An 18,030-nucleotide genomic window follows, 5' to 3' on the forward strand; every position below is an offset into this window, starting at 1 on the left:
GTAAATTTGTTCCAAGCCATATTGGTCGCCCTTTCGCGCATCATGCCGGCAGCCGACTTCACTCGGAGAAGGCCTTTGGGGATCAATGAAACGGAAAGTGCACTTAAGGGTAATCAGGTCGCCTTTATTGGGGCCGCCGTGGTGGCTTTCAGGCATGACAAGGGTTAGGGCCAGCCCCTCTCGAGTCGCCCATTAGCAGGTCCGGTGTCAAGCAACCGCTCCCCTCGACTGCCTGAACAAACGATTCCCGGATTCTTTTAATGACCGGATGTGGTTGCCGATCACGCCCGTTTCTTCATTCCATCGACGGATCGCGCGAGACACCCATCAGGATCAAGCGATTGGCATACAGAGATTGCCTGTCGGCCTAGTGGTTTCACCACCCCAGAAGAACGTTCGCGCCACAACGTGTGCAATGGAATCGCGCAGGACTGTGGTTGCCGGCTAACCGGTACCGACCAAATCCGCAGCTGGCGCGCGTTGCGGAGCCCATATAGTCGCTTCTCAGCCTGTAGGCTGCCTAATCAGGTGTGCTGCCTGCCTGTGTACGAGACAGGACGTCAGTGCACGTGAGCATTGCGTAGGCTGCTGCTGCAAGTCCAAATGTTCCTGACCCGATGAATGTTGTTGCGAGGCCAAAGCGTAGGGCAATCCATGCCCCGATCACTGGTCCGATCACTAGAGCAGCCAGTTGTAAGCTTCGCCCCGACGTTGAAAACACGCCAAGTGCGTCGCGTGGCGCTTCTCGTTGCATCGAGATGGAGTAGCACATTACACCACCGCCGTAGCAGAAACCATTGACGTACCAAAGAGCGCACAACACAACGAGGTTCAAATTCGTGGTGAGGAGGGCTAGCAAGCCTGCTACAACGACCGTACCGCTGAAGCCGGCTAGGAAGGCCGCCATCGATTTAGCTTCGCTAATACGCGCCAGTACCTTTTTCAATAATGTGGCACAACTGATTGCACCGATTGCGGTGAAACTGACGATCGTGCCAAACGCGGCAGCAGGCAATCCGTGATCGCGTAGTAGCACGACCACGATCGAATCGTACATGCCAAGGATTGCCGAAAACGTCAACATCAGGCCAAGTGAAGTCGCCAGCGCAGGGTGTTCGGCCAAGACGCGACGGACTAGCTTGAAGTCCGGATAGCGCCGCTGCGCTTGCCTTGCTACGTCCCGCCAGCCCACGGTTTGGGCGACGACGATTGCGCAAACTGCGGACGCAATCGCCAGACAAGCCGTCAACGCGAACCCGCCTCGAGAATGCAAAGCGAACGACAGTCCTGCGCCGAGCAGAGGAGACAGGATCTTCGTACACTGATCAACGACGGAGGTCAGCGCGACGGTTGAGACGATCTGTTCATCGGATAAGAGACGCCGGATCACGATCTGTTCAGCCGGTATCGTGCCGAGATTACTGATACCTTTGATCAATACCCAGGCAACGAAAACGCTCTCATTGGGAGCAAACGCAAGTCCCAGCGACGTTACGAGACGAGCGAGTGCACTAATGACCATGATCAACGCGGGTGACTTCCGATCGGCGAGAGCGCCGATGAAAGGTCCCACAAGCAATCCAGGAAGTCCGTACAATGCGGCGGTCAGGCCTAGCATGCTGGTGTTCGCGTGATAATGAAACGACATCAGCGAAAAGATCAACGTGAAGTCGACCCAAACAGCGATGGAATTGAAGATACGTCCGAAGAAGAACGGCGGATAACCTCGAACCGAGAATAAGGCAATAGTCGAACGCATAAGCTCCACGCTTCAAAGCGGTTTGTTCTTGACGTACAGTTTGTCGTTCACCACAAAGCCGTCCAGTCCCGTCTCGACAGCATATCGTGCGAGATCGCTGGTCCGGTTGATGAAACCTGCGCCATTGAAGTTCAGTGATGTGTTGCATAGTACGCCGGTTCCGGATTCCCTCTCAAACGCCTCAAGCAAAGCATGAATCCGAGGATTTTGGCTGGGATTGACTGTTTGGGGGCGAGCGGAACCGTCGACATGCGTGACAGCCTGTAGGTCGTTATGTTTGACCCGTGCAAAATACAGCATGTGCGGACTGGGCGCATGCAGGTCGAAGTGATCTTGCGCGCACGCCTCCAGGCAGATTGGAGCGATCGGCCGGAACGACTCCCGGCGTTTGATCGTGTTCAGACGGGTGAGCGCAGTCTTCGCAAACGGAGCAGCCAGGATCGAACGATTTCCCAGTGCTCGCGGGCCAATTTCCGCCCTGCCGCTTGCCCATCCGAGGATAGAGCCTTGGTTTAATAGTGCGGCGACCTCACGATAGCCCATCACCTCTTGACGCCAGCCATCGATGTTGTCCAGATCGTCGATAAATGCTTGACCTCGATACACATCCCATTCGATTTTCGCGTGGCCCGTCAATGCAAGCTGAGCGTCAACCGCAGTGCCGATTGCCGATCCGACATCGTTCGGACACGGAGGTACAAACACATCGGGAAAAAGGCCACTATCCACCCAAGCTCGATTCCAATCGCAATTCAGCCCACATCCGCCACTAATCAACAGCGGAATCGTTCGATTGACAAGTGGCCTTATGCGCTCGAGGAAACGCTCAAAAATGCCATCTGATAGCGCACGTGCGAGATTTTTGAATGCAGGATGCTCAACGCCAATGTTGAAATACTCGGATTCTGCGAACTGTCTTTTGTCGAGCGCATCAAGCGTCAGGGTACTCGACAACATATTCGAAACGAACTCGCGCTCGCCTCTCGATCCATCCGCGCGTTGGCCGAATGCAGCGAGTGCCATCATTTTGCCCGCATCGCCCAATCTGACCTGCCCACTGCGAAAATTAAAGGTAGGATCGGCAACACCATATGCGAACGCATATCGAATACCTGGGTAAGGCATGACATCGCACAGTCGTTCGATATTGACATATTCATCTACAAAGTAAAATGAGCCGATATATCCTTCCCAGACCAATACGTAGCACGCTTGCCCTTGAGGAAACGGCGACATGCCGTAAGCACACATGATATGCGAGCGCTCGTGAGAGTCCGTTATCCGACGAATTTCGTTGCCGAAAAATGAGGCTGGCAAAACCTGCGGCCGAGCGAGACCCAGATAGCCACCGCCAATTGGCGCACCTTGATCAGGCCGAATCCCTTTGCTCCACCCGCTCACGGCAATCACATCCGGGATCCGATCAACTGCTCTGCAAGCGTCGATCAGCAGATCGACATCGACAGGGGCATAACGCGGATTGGTATCTTTTTCCGCTTCATACGAAAATTTCAGGACGCCATTTTCAAGGCTCGCAATGTGCCCGTCGTGTCCAGGCTTAAAGCCGAGAATGAGCATGGGAATGTCTCTCAGGACGCGTTTCTGAGCTTTTCGACAGCAGTCAGCACCTCGGGGGCGAAAGGCGTATCGGCCCCCTCGCCAGCCCCCACAAAAAACAGTACTGATTCATTGATTTCGTCCACGGCCAGCAGACGATTGATTTCTCTGTCAAGGAAGTAGCCTGTCAGCCAAGATTTCAGGCCAAGGCCGGTAGTTACGAGCTGGAAAGTCTGGGCAAGGCAGCCCATATCCAAAAGCGCGACGCGGTAGGCACGGGAGTGCGGGTACTTCCACCACATCTTGTCGAAACGGGACCAAACAACCGGAGCCGGTACATCGGCAGTCAGGCGAACCAACGCGATTGATGATTTGACAAGGCGCATCATGTCGACTCGCTCCCCAATGGGAGCGGCGCAAGCTCCGGGTGTTCGGCTAGTCGCGTAGCTAGAAAATCCATCAACAGCCGGTTCCGTCGCGGCAGATGCGTTCGCTGCGGCATGCACAGGTAGAGCCCGTACCGGCAGGTCGCATGCTTCGTCAGCAGCGGCACGAGCCGGCCCTCGCGCACGTGCGCGTGGACCGAATAACCGAAGAACTGGCCGATCGCGGCGCCGCTCAGCACGATGTCGAGTTCCGCGTCGATGTCGTTGGTCGCGATGAACGGGCGGACCTGTTGCGTATCGACGCGGCCGTCGACGAGGAACTCCCACGGAAACGGCTTGCCCGTGCGCGGATACAGGAACGCGGTGCAGCGGTGCTCGCGCAATGCATCGATCGTGCGCGGCTCGCCGTGGCGGCTCAGATACGCCGGCGCCGCGCAGACGACCAGTTGCAGATCGGCAACCCGCCGTGCAACCAGCCCGCTGTCGGGCAAATCGCCGGTCCGCACCGCGATGTCGATGCGCTGCTCGACGATATCGGCCATGTCGTCGCTGACGATCAGCTCCGCGGTGACGCCCGGCTGCCGATCGCAAAACTCGCCGAGCAACGGCGCGAGAAAGCGCCGCGCCAGCGAGTAAGGCGCCGCGACGCGGATCGTGCCGACCGCTTGCGCGCGATCGTCGTCGAGCATGCGCAGCGCGGTCTCCAGTTCCCCAACCGCGCCGCGACATTGCGCGAGCAGGCGCTCGCCCTCGGCCGTCAGCGCGATCCGGTGCGTCGAGCGCTGGAACAACCGCACGTTCAGCAAAGCTTCCAGCGCGGCGACCTGCTTGCTGACCGCCTGCGGCGTCATGCCGAGCTCGCGGGCGCCCGCGCTGATCCCGCCCGCGACCGCCACGCGGACGAATACCGTCAGCGCCTTCAAACGATCCATTCGGTACTCCCGTCGAACCCGGAACGTCCGGGTGTCCATCAATGGCGTCGAGACGCCGGTCGGTCAAGTTGAATCGGTTTCAACCAAACCGGCGCTATTCGCATGCCGATCCGCTTCGCACAATGACGCTGTCCTGAACGATCCGCCCGAACGGGCCGCACGCCATGAAGCCGCGCTTGTTTTCCGTCGCTTTCCGGGCCGCCACCGCGGCCGCGTCGATCATTGCCGGTACGTCGTCGCCCGCGCTCGCGCAAGCGTCCGACGCCCGCCCCCGCGCCGCCGAAACGGTGCTATTGCAAACCACGCACGCGTGGGACGGCTCGCCGTATCGCGCATACCCGATACATCAGCCGGAAGTGACGGTCGTCCGCTACACCCTCCCGCCGCACGCCGTACTGCCCTGGCATACGCATCCGTCGATCAACATCGGCTACGTGCTGTCGGGCCACCTGACCGCCGTACGCCGAAGCGACGGCAAGCGGCTGGCGCTCGGCCCGGGCGACGTGGTGCCGGAAATGGTCGATGGCGCCCATCGCGGCGAGACCGGCAACGAGCCCGCCGAGCTAATCGTGTTCTATGCCGGCACGCCCGGCGCGCCGCTGACGATCCCGGCCGGCGAAGACTGAGCGCCGGCCAGCCGGCCGGCCCGTTTCACCCTGACGTGGAGCAACACCCATCATGTCCGATTCACGCATCTTATCAACCCCTTCTACCCCGACGCGGCCCCGGCTCGACGGACGCGTCGCGCTCGTCACCGGCGGCGGCACCGGCATCGGCCGGGCGGCCGCGCTCGCGTTCGCGCGGGATGGCGCCCGCGTCGTCGTCGCCGGGCGGCGCGCGGCCCCGCTCGACGACACCGTGCGCGCGATCGCCAAGCGCGGCGGCGAGGCCTTCGCGATCGCCGTCGATATCGCCTCGGCCAATGGCGTGCGCGCACTCGTCGACGCGACGGTCGAGCGCTACGGCGCGTTGCACGCGGCATTCAACAATGCCGGCACGGAAGGCACGTTCGCGCCGATCGTGGAGCAGACCGAAGCCGACTTCGACGACGTGATCGACACCAATCTCAAGGGCACGTGGCTGTCGATCAAATACGAGATGGAAGCGATGCTCGCGCACGGCGGCGGCGCGATCGTGAATACGTCGTCCTGGCTCGCGAAGGGCGCGCTGGCCGGCTCGTCGACCTATTCAGCGAGCAAGGGCGCGCTCGATGCGTTGGTGCGCGCGGTCGCGCTCGAAGGCGGCCCGCACGGCATCCGGATCAACAACGTGAACCCCGGCATCATCGATACGCCGATGGCGCGCCGCTTTGGCGACGACGAGATGTTTCGACCGTTCGCCGCGTTCACGCCCGCGCGGCGGATCGGCACCCCCGAGGACGTGGCCGACGCGGCCGTCTGGCTGTGCAGCGACGAAGCGCGTTTCGTGACCGGCGAATCGATCCTCGTCGACGGCGGCTATACGATCGGCGGCATGCGCTGACCGCTATCGCCACACAGGATGAACCGATGGAATACGTGAGACTGGGAACCACCGGGCTGAAGGTATCGAAGCTGTGCCTCGGCTGCATGACCTACGGCGATCCGTCGTGGCGGCCGTGGGTCGCGACCGAGGACGCGGCTCGCCCGTTCATCCGCGCGGCGCTCGATGCGGGCGTGATGTTCTTCGATACGGCGGATATCTACTCGAACGGCGAGAGCGAACGCATTCTCGGGCGCGCGCTGCGCGACTTCGCGGTGCGCGACGACGTGGTGATCGCGACCAAGGCGTTCTTTCCGACCGGCGACGGCCCGAATGCGCGCGGGCTGTCGCGCAAGCATCTGTTCGCGAGCATCGACGCGTCGTTGCAGCGTCTCGGAACCGATTACGTCGATCTCTACGTCGTCCACCGCTTCGACCCGGACACGCCGATCGACGAAACGCTCGAGGCGCTCGATGACATCGTGAGGAGCGGCAAGGTCCGCTATCTGGGCGCGTCGTCGATGCACGCGTGGCAGTTCATGAAGATGCTCGCATTCCAGCGGCATCACGGCCTCGCCCGGTTCGCGTCGATGCAGAGCCAGTACAGCCTGATCTGCCGCGACGACGAGCGCGACATGCTGCCGCTGTGCATCGAGGAAGGCATCGCGTATACGCCGTGGTCGCCGCTCGGCCGCGGGCTGTTGGCCGGCTCGCGCGATGCCGGGACGACGCGCGCCGCGACCGACCGGCAGATGGTGTCGTGGTACGACGGCCGCGACGCGGTCGCGGCGACCGTCGAAGCGGTCGGGCAAGTAGCGCGGGCGCGCGGGCTGCCGCCTGCGCGGATCGCGCTCACCTGGGCGCTGCGGCGGCCCGGCGTCACGGCGCCGATCGTCGGGTTGTCGAAGCCGCATCACGCGGCCGATGCGCTCGCGGCGCTCGACCTGACGCTCGACGATCGCGAAACCGCGTTGTTAGAGGCAGCGTTCGACGGAACGGTCGGACCGGTTCAGTGGTGACGATGCTACGCATCGCCGTCGCTACAAAATGGTAGTCCGTGTGGGACGTGTTGGAGGCAGCCGAAAAAGCGCTCTGTTGCAATAGCGGGTCGCCCGGGATTCACGAATAATCGATCACATATCGACATAAATGTCGTGTGATTCTTAAAGAGAATCACGCGTCTCCACGAACGTAACCGGTGGAGCGACCCCACGTATCTGAGAACACGAGGACTCTCTTAAAATAACGGATAGTCTTGTGCCTATCAGTAAGCCTAGTCATGACGTGGAAAGCATCGAAATTCTGACCGAGCCGGAGCGCCGTCGTCGGCGCACGGCGCAGGAAAAAATCGCCATCGTGCAGGAAACACTGGAGCCGGGAGCATCGGTGTCGGCCGTGGCGCGTCGACACGGCGTCAACGCCAACCAGGTGTTCGGCTGGCGCAAGCAATACCAGGAAGGCAGTCCGGCGGCGGTGAAGGCAGGCGAAACCGTTGTGCCGGCATCTGAGCTGGCCGCCGCCATCAAGGAAATCAAGGAACTGCAACGGCTACTCGGGAAGAGGACGCTGGAGGTCGAAATCCTGAAAGAAGCCGTGGACTGGGGCCGCTCAAAAAACCTGATTGCGCGCTCGCCCTTGCTGCCAGGGGACGACCGATGAAGACGGTCTGCGAAGTTCTCGGCGTGGCGCGCTCTGCCGTGGTGGTGAAGCAGGCGCGTTCGTCTGACTGGCGCGATGGCCGCCGTGCCCGCCCGACTGACGATACCGGGTTGGTCGAGGAAATTCGGGGGCATGTAGCGCACCTGCCGATCTACGGCTATAGGCGTATCTGGGCGCTGCTGCGTCGTAGTCGAGAGCAGACCGGCGCACCATGCGTCAACGCCAAGCGCATGTATCGGGTTATGCGCGAGTACCGGTTGCTGCTGCGCCGCCCTGGCGTGCGGCGAGACAAGCGGCGCCATGACGGCCGCGTTGCTGTGGACCGCAGCAACGCCCGCTGGTGCTCCGATGGCTTTGAGTTCCGGTGCGACGACGGCATGCCGCTGCGCGTAACGTTCGCGCTGGACTGCTGCGACCGGGAGGTGATTAACATGATGCGTATATCTGGAGGTGTTGCGTTCCGAGCCTTGGTGCGATCACTTCCGCACGTCACATGAATCTGTGAATGGCTGATGCACCGGTGTTGCTAACGGTGTTGCCAACGGGGTTGCGGCGCAACGCAGCGCATCCGTCAATTCCTCGCTGAGAACCGAAAACAGTTGCTCAGCATTGCCATGTATAAAAAAGTGATCGCCGGGAAGGATCTCGCCGCGAAAGCCGCCGGTAGTGTAAGTGCGCCACGACTCCACCGCCTCCGCGCTGCCTGGTTCGCCACTGCCTCCCAATGCAACGATCCGGCAGTTCAGAGGGGGATGCGGTTTTGCCCGGTAAGTCTCCACCGCCTTGAAATCGGCACGAAGAATCGGGAGTAGCAATGTGATCACTTCGGGATGAGCGAGAATTTCAGGCGGCGTGCCGTTCATGCGTATCACCTCGTCGAGAAATTGATCGTCCGGCAAATCGTGGATCGGCCGTCCCTTCGTAGGCAGATGCGGAGCGCCGCGGCCGGAAACGATCAAACACCTCGGCTCCCGCAGGCGGCGGGCCTGGATGCGCCACGCCACCTCGAACGCCACGCTGGCGCCCATACTGTGGCCGAACAGGGTATAGGGCCGGTCGAGTAGCGGCGCGATCGCCTCCGTCACCTCGTCGGCGATCAGGTCCACCCGATATAGCAACGCATCGCGGAAACGGCGGCCTCGCCCAGGCGGATGCAGCGGACGGACGTCAACCGTCGCCGCAAGCCGTGCCTGCCAGCCGCGGAACACGGATGCGCCGCCGCCCGCATAAGGGATGCAGAACAACCGCTGCATGGCGTTCCCGGCCGACGATGACGGCTCGATCCAGCGGCCGGCGCCGGCTTTCTCCGTCAATTCGAAGCTCACGGCACCACCCTCCGAATAAAGTCGGTTGCCTCTTTTACGGCCGCCTTCGCTTCGGGCAGATAAGGCGTCAGCGTAGGCCAGGCGTGCGGAACCCGATGCCAGACCTTGAAGTCCACCGCGACGTTGGCAACGCGGGCCTTTTCCGCGACCCGTGCGGCGTCGTCCAGCAATACCTCCGTGTCGCTCGCCTGGACGAACAAGGGCGGCAAACCCGAATATTCGCCATAGAGAGGTGAAGCAATAGGGTGATCAGCAGCTGTGCCGCCCAGATAGTACTGGGAAAAATTCGCTACGGCGGCCGCGCTCAGCATGACATCGGCTTCGTCATTCGCCTTCAGGGACGCGCCGGTCGCGGCCAGATCCGTCCACGGAGAAAATAATACTGCGCCAGCCGGCAACGGATCGCCGGCATCGCGCAATGACAGCAACAGAGCAAGCGCGAGCCCCCCGCCGGAGGAATCCCCACCGATGACAATCCGGTCTGAAGATGCGCCATCGGCGAGAAGTTGCCGATAGGAGGCCAATGCATCCTCCACCGCGGCGGGAAACGGATGTTCCGGAGCAAGCCGGTAATCCAATGAAAAGGTACGCGCATCCGCCCCTTTGGCCAACGCACCGGCAATCGTTCGATGCGTGCGGGGAGAACAAAAGCAATATCCTCCGCCATGCAAATAAATGACGATGCGGCGAAGCGAGTCGCGGCGAACCGGATCCGCCGGTTCGATCCATTCGCCGCATAGCGGCCGTGCGGTCATTTCGCGTACGCGCCAGCCCCGGGGAGGTTTCACGCCACGGCTGGACCATTTGGCGCTGTGCGCTCGCATGTCGTGAGCGGACAGCGCCGGTTTTCTGGTCAGGGACTTGGTCGTTTTACGCGATAGCCAGGAAAAGCACCAGTTTTGCCAACTCACGATCATGTTCCCGGTAGATGAAGAAAAATCGGTTGCTCGAAAAGTTGTAGTCCGAATGGATTCTCCTGCGCATCAGGGAATGACCAGCTTTCGATGCGCGACGATGCCCGCGAGCGCACCGCTGCCCACGGCGAGCGCCACGCTGCCGCCTCGCTGCGTGGCGTCGCCGCATGCAAACACGCCCGGCACGGAAGTTTCCATGGATTCGTCGGCACGGATATAAGGCCCCAGCGGCCCGTCTTCGATCGCACACCCCAATTGTTCCGCGACCGGACTCGACAGATGGGTGCGATTCATGGTGAACAGGCCATCGAGCACGATGCACCGTCCGTCGGCGAGCTCGACGCTCGCCGTATCGACGATGCGCGTCACCCGTTCGGGCTCGATCGCGACGCCTCGCTCGGCCAGCGCGTCGCGTTGCTCGTCGTTTGGCTCAAATGTTCCGTTGGTCAGGAGCACGGTCTTGCCCCAGTCCGGCATCAGCAGCGCCAGCAGAGGCGAAATCGAGCCGTTCCCGAGCACGCCGATGCGCCCCTGGTCCAATTCGTAGCCATGGCAGTACGGGCAGTGGTATACACTGCGCCCCCATCGTTCGGCCGCGCCTTCCAAATCCGGAATCTCGTCCACCACGCCGAACGCGAGCACCACGCTGCTCGCGTTGAAGTGCTGCCCCAATGCACTTCGAAAAACAAAACCGGCATCGGTGCGTTCAGCGTGAATCACGGTGTCTTCCAGCCACTGCACGTTCGGATACGCAAGAAGCTGCGCCTTGCCGTTTGCCGCGATCTCTTCGGGCGGACGCCCGTCCTGCCCGATCAAGCCGTGCGAGACCAGGGAGAAGCGGTTGCGGCGCAAGCCGGCATCCACCACGAGCACACGCCGACGCGCACGGGCAAGCTGCATGGCGGCCGATTGTCCCGCATAGCTGCCACCGATCACGACGACATCGAAGCGCGTCGAGGAACGTTCCGTATTCATGAATGATTCATCCTTTGACAAGGGGAAAACCGCGTTTGAGAAAAGCGGATGCGCGGCACCGGGCCGCACTGCCCGCGAGCGTCAACCTTCCCGTTGACGCAGCCAATGCCCGATCCGCTCGGCCAGAACTTCGACGGCGGGCTCGGCCATCATCGACAGATGGTCGCCGTCGATGCAATCCACATGGACATTGCGGCAGAGCTCAGTCCAGCCATAGGCGGAATCGCTTCTGTCCCAGCCGTCCTCGGGGTGCGCGCGGGCGGCGCGAAACAGCGCGAGCGGAAACTCGGCCCGCGCGGACGGCGCATAGGTCGCGCGCCGCGCGGCGGCATAGACCGCGAAAGCTGCGGGCGTGACATGGATAGCGAAGCCCGCGTCGTTGGCGCGAGACGCGAGCCTCGCGACTTCGGCTCGCAAACCCGCATCGCCGACATCCCCGCGTGAAGTCAGCCGATGTGGGGCGAGCGTGTCGAGCAGGATCACCACCGCTGCCCGGCCGCTCGCCTGCAAGCGCAGCCCCATCTCGAACGCCACCCACCCGCCGAACGAATGGCCGACCAGCACGGCCGGATCGTCGGCGTCCGACAGACTGGCCAGATGGTGCTCGGCGAGCGCTTCGACGCTCGGCAGCGGCGCTTGCGCGCCGTCGAGTCCCGGCGCTTCAAGGCCGTGCAGGCGCCAGCCGTTCGGGCCGCCCAGATGCGCGGCGAGGCGAGCGGCGTACAACGGCGAACCGGGGTTGCCGGGAACGAAGAAAATCCGTGGTGCACTGGAGGAGCCGGCGTTGCCCGCGAGGTTGTCGGCGAGCGCCTGCGCGATCGCACCCAGGCGAGCGTCGTGCAATAACTGAGTCACGGGCAAGCGCACCCCGGTTGCGTTCGCGATGCGATGCAGGAAGTCGACGGCGAGCAGCGAATGCCCGCCGAGATCGAAGAAGCTATCGTCGAGCCCCGCCTGGCCGCCGAACAGATCGCGCGCCAGCGCGACGACCACCCGCTCTTCCGGGGTTTCAGGCGCGCGCGACGCGGCCGGCTGCGCGACGGCGAGCGGGATTGCCGGATCTTCGAGGCGCGGCAGGCCATCGTCCGCCGCCAGTCGCGCCGCCGCTTCGCTCAACAGCGACGCCAGCCCGGCCGCCGTTGCGTCGTCGATGAAGCGCCGGTTGTACAGCAAGCGCGCGATACCGTCAGGCGAGACGCGCAACAGCAACGGATGATGCGAGCGCGCCCCACTGCCCGCCTCGGCCGCGACGGATATACCGGCATCGGCGGGCGCGTCTTGCTGCGGCAGATGCTCGACCACCACCAAGGTATCGTAAAGACGCGTGGCAACGGCGGCGGCCCGATGCACTTCGGCGGACGACAGATATTCGAACGGGCGCTGCTCGCGCTGCATCGCCTCGATCCGGTCCAGCAACTCGCCGACCGTCGCCATATCGGTCATCCGCACATGCAGCGGAAAGGTCGAGATGAACGGCCCGACGATGCGCTCAACTCCCGCAAGCGTCGCGGGACGGCCGTGAGTGGTGACGCCGAAGACCACGTCGTCGGTCGCGCGAAACGCGCGCAGGATCAGCGCCCATGCGGCGAACACCGTAATCGCGAACGCGACTCCGTGGGAGCGCGCGACGTCGAGGAGCGCGCTCGCGTCGATGTCCGTGACCTCTGCGAAGCCGTCGCCCGACGCGCGCCGCGCCATCGGGGACAGGCGGGGCAATGCGCTGAGGCGCTGACGCCAGAACGCGGCCGCGACCGCCGCATCCTGCGCGTCGATCCAGTTGACGTAATCGCGTAGCGGCCGCGCCGGCGGCACTGGCCGAACACCCTCGTAGCATGTGAGCAGATCCGAAAGCACCACCGCGATCGACCAGCCGTCAGTGATGAGATGGTGGTGAGTCCAGACGACCCGGTATGCGTCATCACGCAGCCGGATCACGGCGAAGCGCCACAGCGGCGCGCGGTTGACAGCGACGCCTCGCGCGCGATCCTCGTCCAGCCAGGCCGTCAGCGCCTGCGGATCGTCCGCGTCGTCAGTGTTTCGCCAGTCCTCCCACGCCAGTTCGGGCTGAATCCGCTCGAACACCACCTGCACCGGCTGCTCGGCGTCCCATGCGAAACAACAGCGCAGGCTCGCGTGAGTCTCGGCGGTGCGCTCGACGGCCGCGAGGAAACGGTTGCGATCGAGATGCCCGCGAACCGACAGCACGGTCTGCTCGATGAACAAGCCGCCCTTGATCGCGCCGTGCGCGCTTTCGAGCAGCATCCCGCGCTGCGACGGCGCGAGTGCGTGAATGTCCTGAACTTTCGCCTTCATAGCCGTGCGCTCCCGCAAACTTCCGATGCGCGGCTCAGCAGCCAGCGCACGATCAACCGACTGCGCGGCACGCGCTGCCCGTCGCGGCGGTGGCGCAGCGCGAGCTGCTGCGTGACCACGGCGAGTCGCAGCAGGCCATAGGCATACCAGTACGCCGGTTGCGCCACCTCGCGCCCGCCGGCCTCGGCGTACAGGTCAACGAGTGCCTCGCGAGTCGGAGCGCCCGGCGCGCAGCTCGGCCCCGGCGCATCGAGACGCAGCAGCGGCGGATCGCGACTCTCGATCCAGTAGGCCAGCGCGATCCCGAGATCGGCGAGAGGATGGCCGATGGCGGCCAGCTCCCAATCCACAACCCCGACCACCCGCGCCGGATCGCCCGGATCGACGAGGGTATTGTCCAGTTTGAAGTCGTTGTGCAGGAATGCCGCCGGCGATGCATCAGGAAGCCGTTCCGTCAGCCACCGCGCGACCGCCTTGAAGTCGCCGTCGGCGCCCGCGGCTTCTTCCTCGTTCCAGCGCCGTCGCCATTCGCCGAGGCTTCGGCGCAGATAATCGGGCGGCCGCTCGGCCGGCGCGATTTCGACGGCATGCAACGCGGCGAGCGCGGCGATGAAATTCTTGGCGAGGCGGCGCACGATGTCGGGCGAAAGCGGCCCGCACGCGGCCGGCAAGACGCCGTCGAGCCGTTCGACCAGCAGCAACGTCGAGCCGTCGTCGGCCCCGCCGCCAACCGCGAGCGGCTTCGGCGCCAGCGGAAAATGCTCGCCGATTCGCTCCAGGACGCCGAATCGGCGCTGCGCTTCTCTCGGCGCTCCCGCAGGCAGCAGGTAGGCAATCACGTCGCGATTGCCTGTCTGCACGAGAAAAACCTCGCTGGCCCGTCCGCCGCCGATGCGCGTCGCCTGAGCGGGGCCGCCGGGGCGGCCGAGCGCCGCCATCGCACGCTGCGCGATTTCGGCGCTCATCGGGCTTCCCCCCGAAACGCGGCCAGTGCATGGCGCGCCACGAGCGCCTTGTGGACTTCGTCGGGACCGTCATAAATGCGCCCCGCTCGCTCGTGGCGCCAGAGCACGTTGAGAATCGTGTCGCCGCTGACGCCGAGCGCGCCTTGTACCTGCAACGCATGGTCGAGGACGGTTTGCGTCACGCCTGCCACGAAGAATTTCGCGATCGAGATGTCGATCTGAGCGCGCTCGTGCCGGCTTTGCAGACGCGATGCCGCCTGGGTGACGAGGAGCCGCGCGGCATCGATCGACGCGCGGCTCTCGGCGATCCAGTTCTGCACCGTTTGACGCGACGACAGCAGTTCGCCCGCAGCCAGTTCGCGGCGGCACGCTCGCCGGCACATGATCGCAAACGCGCGCTCGCACACGCCGATCCAGCGCGCGCAATGATGCAGACGCCCGGTTGCCAGGCGCGCCTGCAATACGATGAACCCCTCGCCGGGCTTGCCCAGCAGCGCATCTTCGCCCACCCGGCAGTCGTTCAGCTGGAGTTCGCCGTGACTGGCCCAGCCGCAGCCTTCATCGCCCATCACGCGCAGGTTGCGAACATGCCGGTAGCCCGGCGCGTCAGCGGGCACGATGAAGGTGCTGGTGCGAGCATGCAATGGCGCCGTCTCGTCGGTAACGGCCAGCACGATCGCGAACGCCGCCTGATCGGCGCCGGACGCGAACCACTTCCGGCCGCTCAGATACCATGCTCCATTCTTGAAAACCGCCTTCGACTCGAGAGACGCGGGATTCGAGCCGGCGGAGTCCGGCTCCGTCGCCGCGAAGCAACTGCGGATCTCGCCGCGCAACAATGGGGCGAGCCAGCGCGCTTTCTGCGCGGCCGTCGCATACTCGAACAGCACCTCGATGTTGCCGGTGTCGGGCGCCTGATAGTTGACCGCATAGTGACCGAGCGGCGATCGGCCGAGGATTTCTCCGGCCTCGACCAGTTCGAGCAGGCTCAGCCCCATGCCGCCGTCCGCGCGCGGCGCCTGCGGAAGCCAGAGGCCTCGCGCCCGGTTGGCCGCGCGAACCCCGGCCATCAACCGCTCGACCGCTGCGAAGTCGCCTGCCGCCAGTGCCGCCTCCGGTTCCGCGAGCGCCGCTTCGACGTCCCGAAATGCTGCGACCCGTTCAATCATTGGTTGCCTCCGACATGTCCAACTGCGCCAGGATGGTGCTCATCCTGGCCTTTCCTCCCGTCGCCAGCGCCCGCAGTTCGTCCATGGCCCGTGCGGCAATGGTGTCGAGCGTCACCCCGTCGAATGGCTCGTCCTGGCCGTGCCACACGATGTGCAGCGCGCCGCCCTCGATCGTCGCTGCGAGCGCGATCGCGTGCGGCGCCGGCATTTGCTCCGGCGCGGACAGGATTGCGGCGATCGGCCACGCCGGCACGGCTGATTCCGCAGGGAAGAACGCGATCGATACCGGCGCGTCGCTTCGCAACGCTTTGGGCAGGCGCTCCGGCGCGGCCTGGCGCAGCACCGTGTAGGCGACGGCGCGACGTCGGGCGTCGGGCAACAGCGCCGCGGCATGCGTCGCGGCGGCCTCGATGTCCGCCGATGTGTCCACGACGAGCGGATGAATTGCGGTGAACCAGCCGATCGCGCTTGAAACGTCGCATGGCACGCGAGACCAGCCGCGCCCGAAGGACTCGATGTCGACCGGAACCCGGTCCGATTCGCCCGCGCAACGGATCGCACGCGCGACGGCAACCGCGAGAAGCGCTTCGAGCGGGCGACGGGTGGCGCTCAGCGCAAGCGTCTGCTCGACCGGGAGCGTCGAATTCAGGGAGCGGCGCGCACCATCGCGCCGTGCGACGGGAAACGCATCCGGCGGCGTATCGAGCGATGACCAGAACGCCGCATCGTCGTCGAGCTCCCCTGCCGCGGCGACGCGTTCGAGCGCGATCGCCCATTGGAAGAACGACTCATCGGCCGCCGCCCGTTGCTGACCTGCCGCCGACGCCGATGCGCCGACGCGCCCGTGGAGGTCGCCCAGCAACATTCGCCAACTGAATGCATCGATCAGCAAATGATGGACGACGAGGACCAGCATCGAGCCGGCCGGGCCCAATACGAGCGCGGCGCGCAGCAACGGCGACGTCCGGATGTCGAGCGAGCACTGCAACGTTGCGCCGATCCCCTGTGCGAAACCGAGTTGCTCGTCGGCCGGCCCCGAATGCCGATGAACGGCGACGACAACAGGCGCGGGCGTGCCGAGCACCTGCTTCCAGCCGGCTTCCGTTTGCTCGAAGCGCGCCGCCAGCGCCGCGTGGTGCGCAATCGCGGCGTCGATGGCGGTGCCGAGCGCCGTCGCATCGATCTCGGCCGGCACGCTGACGACCACGCCTTGAACGAAGCGGTTGATGTCGCCCGATCCGCAATTGAACAACCACTGCTGGGTTGGCGAGAGCGGCAGCGGCGTTTCTCGCGGCACGGCCTGCGCCGTCCGCCCGGCGCCGGCGGCGGCAAGTTCTTCGATCGTGTGCGCGCCGAACGCCAAATGCGTATCGAGATGAATGCCCTGCTCCTTCGCGCGCGCGACGATCTGCAAGGTGGCGACGGAATCGCCGCCGAGGTCGAAAAAGTCGTCGATGACGCCGATCGGCTCGAAGCCGAGCACATCGGACCAGATCGTCGCGAGCCGGGCTTCGAGCGCGGTTCGCGCCGGTACGTAAGGTACCGCGAGCACCGGCCTCGGATGCCGCGAGCCGGCGGCCGGCTGATGCGCGTCGGCCGCACGCTCCAGCGAAAACGCTTCGCGGGCGCGGGCCTTCAGCGGGTCCAGCTTGCGCGTGCTGACGGCGATGCGCGGCGATCCGCAAGCCGACGCCATCTCGAGGACCCTGACACCCTCGTCGGCGCTCAGGCCCGCCGTGCGCAGATCATCCGGCACGAAGCGTTCGTCGGACACCGTCGCCATGCCGATCTCTTTCCATGTATCCCACGCGATCGCACGCACGCGTGTACCGTCGGCCGCCCACGAAGCACCCAGCGCTTCCAGCGCGAGGTTGGCAGCCATATAGTCGCTCGCGCCCGCGGCCGGCACATGCGCGCGCAGCGACGAGCACAGCACGACGAAATCGAGGGGATCGGCGCATAGCACCTGCCGCAGATTGCGCGCGCCAAGAAATTTTCCCGCCAGCACATCGCGCATCGCGGCATCGGTCGCCGTGCGCAGCAATGCATGCGGCGGCATCCCCGCGCTATGCACGACGCCGTTGATGGGGCCATGCTCGGCGCGGATCTGCGCGACTGCTCGCCGCAACGCATCGAGGTCGCTCACGTCGACCGCGATCGCGGTCAGCCCGGGAATCGATTGGCCGCCGCGCCGGCTCAACGCGACCACGCGCGCACCGCGCTCGACCAGATGCCGGCCGATTGCGAGCCCCATGCCGCTGTTGCCGCCCGTGACGACGTAGACGCCGTCGCGACGGATCGCCATCGCCTGCGTCGTCGCGGCCCCGATGGGTTCCAAGACTTCGACCCAGCGCGATCCGTGCCGATGGATCGCCGCGTCGTCGGCCATCCGCGCGCACGCTTCGGCGACGATGCATTCGACGAGATCGGCCGCGGCGGCGTCGACATCCGCAACCCGCGCGCGCCAGCCGGGATATTCGGCCGGCAGCGCGCGCGCGAGGCCGAGCAGCATCGCTTTTTCCGGCGCGGCCGGCGCGCCGAAACCGGCCAGCGCGCCGTCGGCGAAGAAGGTGACGTCCACGTCGGCGCCCGTGCGGTCCGCCCACGCGCGCAAG

At 64.5% G+C, this 18,030-nt stretch carries 14 protein-coding genes and 1 pseudogene; 4 read left to right on the forward strand and 11 right to left on the reverse strand.

Going from position 1 to position 18,030, the window contains the following annotated elements; translation table 11 throughout:
- Nucleotides 1-520: 520 nt before the first annotated feature.
- The 4 genes from WT60_RS27075 to WT60_RS27090 are packed head-to-tail and all read right to left on the reverse strand — an operon-like array spanning nt 521 to nt 4,634.
- Entirely contained in the window at nt 521-1,759 is a 1,239-nt protein-coding gene (locus WT60_RS27075; protein ID WP_059645659.1) for an MFS transporter, read from the reverse strand.
- 12 nt (nt 1,760-1,771) lie between these two features.
- Nucleotides 1,772-3,337, reverse strand: a complete 1,566-nt coding sequence (locus WT60_RS27080) for a carbamoyltransferase C-terminal domain-containing protein (RefSeq protein ID WP_082758429.1) — start codon at nt 3,335-3,337, stop codon at nt 1,772-1,774.
- Nucleotides 3,338-3,348: 11 nt separating this feature from the next.
- Nucleotides 3,349-3,705: a nitroreductase family protein gene (locus WT60_RS27085; RefSeq protein WP_082717418.1), complete on the reverse strand. Its 357-nt coding sequence runs from the start codon at nt 3,703-3,705 to the stop codon at nt 3,349-3,351.
- Nucleotides 3,702-4,634, reverse strand: coding sequence for a LysR family transcriptional regulator (locus WT60_RS27090; protein WP_038744889.1), 933 nt, complete (start codon nt 4,632-4,634; stop codon nt 3,702-3,704). Before WT60_RS27090 ends, WT60_RS27085 begins: the two co-directional genes overlap by 4 nt.
- Before the next feature lie 164 nt (nt 4,635-4,798).
- On the opposite strand from WT60_RS27090, the gene WT60_RS27095 reads away from it, so the two are divergent.
- The 4 genes and pseudogenes from WT60_RS27095 to WT60_RS27110 form a co-directional block, all read left to right on the forward strand.
- Nucleotides 4,799-5,260, forward strand: coding sequence for a cupin domain-containing protein (locus WT60_RS27095; RefSeq protein WP_038744888.1), 462 nt, complete (start codon nt 4,799-4,801; stop codon nt 5,258-5,260).
- 52 nt (nt 5,261-5,312) lie between these two features.
- On the forward strand, nt 5,313-6,116 hold the full coding sequence (locus WT60_RS27100) for a glucose 1-dehydrogenase (protein ID WP_052145019.1): 804 nt from the start codon (nt 5,313-5,315) through the stop codon (nt 6,114-6,116).
- Nucleotides 6,117-6,142: 26 nt separating this feature from the next.
- Entirely contained in the window at nt 6,143-7,114 is a 972-nt protein-coding gene (locus WT60_RS27105; RefSeq protein ID WP_060356653.1) for an aldo/keto reductase, read from the forward strand.
- A gap of 274 nt (nt 7,115-7,388) precedes the next feature.
- Nucleotides 7,389-8,185, forward strand: a pseudogene (locus tag WT60_RS27110) (IS3 family transposase); the annotation flags it as partial.
- 45 nt (nt 8,186-8,230) lie between these two features.
- Here WT60_RS27110 and WT60_RS27115 read toward each other — a convergent pair.
- The 7 genes from WT60_RS27115 to WT60_RS35440 form a co-directional block, all read right to left on the reverse strand.
- Nucleotides 8,231-9,079 carry an alpha/beta fold hydrolase gene (locus WT60_RS27115; RefSeq protein WP_060356655.1) on the reverse strand — a complete coding sequence of 283 codons (849 nt, stop codon included), beginning with the start codon at nt 9,077-9,079 and terminating at the stop codon, nt 8,231-8,233.
- Nucleotides 9,076-9,996: an alpha/beta hydrolase gene (locus WT60_RS27120; protein ID WP_038744885.1), complete on the reverse strand. Its 921-nt coding sequence runs from the start codon at nt 9,994-9,996 to the stop codon at nt 9,076-9,078. The genes WT60_RS27115 and WT60_RS27120 overlap by 4 nt, the downstream gene beginning before the upstream one ends.
- 66 nt (nt 9,997-10,062) lie before the next feature.
- Complete coding sequence (locus WT60_RS27125) at nt 10,063-10,968, reverse strand: NAD(P)/FAD-dependent oxidoreductase (RefSeq protein ID WP_059643847.1); 906 nt, start codon at nt 10,966-10,968, stop codon at nt 10,063-10,065.
- Between the two features lie 81 nt (nt 10,969-11,049).
- The gene (locus tag WT60_RS27130; RefSeq protein ID WP_038744883.1) at nt 11,050-13,281 is read right to left on the reverse strand and encodes an alpha/beta fold hydrolase; all 2,232 of its coding nucleotides are present in this window, start codon (nt 13,279-13,281) and stop codon (nt 11,050-11,052) included.
- Nucleotides 13,278-14,246, reverse strand: coding sequence for a phosphotransferase family protein (locus tag WT60_RS27135; protein ID WP_059643852.1), 969 nt, complete (start codon nt 14,244-14,246; stop codon nt 13,278-13,280). Before WT60_RS27135 ends, WT60_RS27130 begins: the two co-directional genes overlap by 4 nt.
- Nucleotides 14,243-15,415, reverse strand: coding sequence for an acyl-CoA dehydrogenase family protein (locus WT60_RS27140; protein WP_060356656.1), 1,173 nt, complete (start codon nt 15,413-15,415; stop codon nt 14,243-14,245). The genes WT60_RS27135 and WT60_RS27140 overlap by 4 nt, the downstream gene beginning before the upstream one ends.
- Nucleotides 15,408-17,804, reverse strand: coding sequence for an SDR family NAD(P)-dependent oxidoreductase (locus WT60_RS35440; protein WP_236860933.1), 2,397 nt, complete (start codon nt 17,802-17,804; stop codon nt 15,408-15,410). The genes WT60_RS27140 and WT60_RS35440 overlap by 8 nt, the downstream gene beginning before the upstream one ends.
- Between the last annotated feature and the right edge of the window lie 226 nt (nt 17,805-18,030).

Source organism: Burkholderia sp. MSMB617WGS (genome assembly GCF_001532025.2).
Taxonomy (GTDB): Bacteria; Pseudomonadota; Gammaproteobacteria; order Burkholderiales; family Burkholderiaceae; genus Burkholderia; species Burkholderia savannae.

Excerpts from the sequence above, each read along its gene's own strand:
- WT60_RS27075 (WP_059645659.1), bottom strand. The coding sequence starts at position 1,759 with ATGCGTTCGACTATTGCCTTATTCTCGGTTCGAGGTTATCCGCCGTTC.
- WT60_RS27080 (WP_082758429.1), bottom strand. The coding sequence starts at position 3,337 with ATGCTCATTCTCGGCTTTAAGCCTGGACACGACGGGCACATTGCGAGC.
- WT60_RS27085 (WP_082717418.1), bottom strand. The coding sequence starts at position 3,705 with ATGATGCGCCTTGTCAAATCATCAATCGCGTTGGTTCGCCTGACTGCC.
- WT60_RS27090 (WP_038744889.1), bottom strand. The coding sequence starts at position 4,634 with ATGGATCGTTTGAAGGCGCTGACGGTATTCGTCCGCGTGGCGGTCGCG.
- WT60_RS27095 (WP_038744888.1), top strand. The coding sequence starts at position 4,799 with ATGAAGCCGCGCTTGTTTTCCGTCGCTTTCCGGGCCGCCACCGCGGCC.
- WT60_RS27100 (WP_052145019.1), top strand. The coding sequence starts at position 5,313 with ATGTCCGATTCACGCATCTTATCAACCCCTTCTACCCCGACGCGGCCC.
- WT60_RS27105 (WP_060356653.1), top strand. The coding sequence starts at position 6,143 with ATGGAATACGTGAGACTGGGAACCACCGGGCTGAAGGTATCGAAGCTG.
- WT60_RS27120 (WP_038744885.1), bottom strand. The coding sequence starts at position 9,996 with ATGATCGTGAGTTGGCAAAACTGGTGCTTTTCCTGGCTATCGCGTAAA.
- WT60_RS27125 (WP_059643847.1), bottom strand. The coding sequence starts at position 10,968 with ATGAATACGGAACGTTCCTCGACGCGCTTCGATGTCGTCGTGATCGGT.
- WT60_RS27130 (WP_038744883.1), bottom strand. The coding sequence starts at position 13,281 with ATGAAGGCGAAAGTTCAGGACATTCACGCACTCGCGCCGTCGCAGCGC.
- WT60_RS27135 (WP_059643852.1), bottom strand. The coding sequence starts at position 14,246 with ATGAGCGCCGAAATCGCGCAGCGTGCGATGGCGGCGCTCGGCCGCCCC.
- WT60_RS27140 (WP_060356656.1), bottom strand. The coding sequence starts at position 15,415 with ATGATTGAACGGGTCGCAGCATTTCGGGACGTCGAAGCGGCGCTCGCG.
- WT60_RS35440 (WP_236860933.1), bottom strand. The coding sequence starts at position 17,804 with ATGGCCGACGACGCGGCGATCCATCGGCACGGATCGCGCTGGGTCGAA.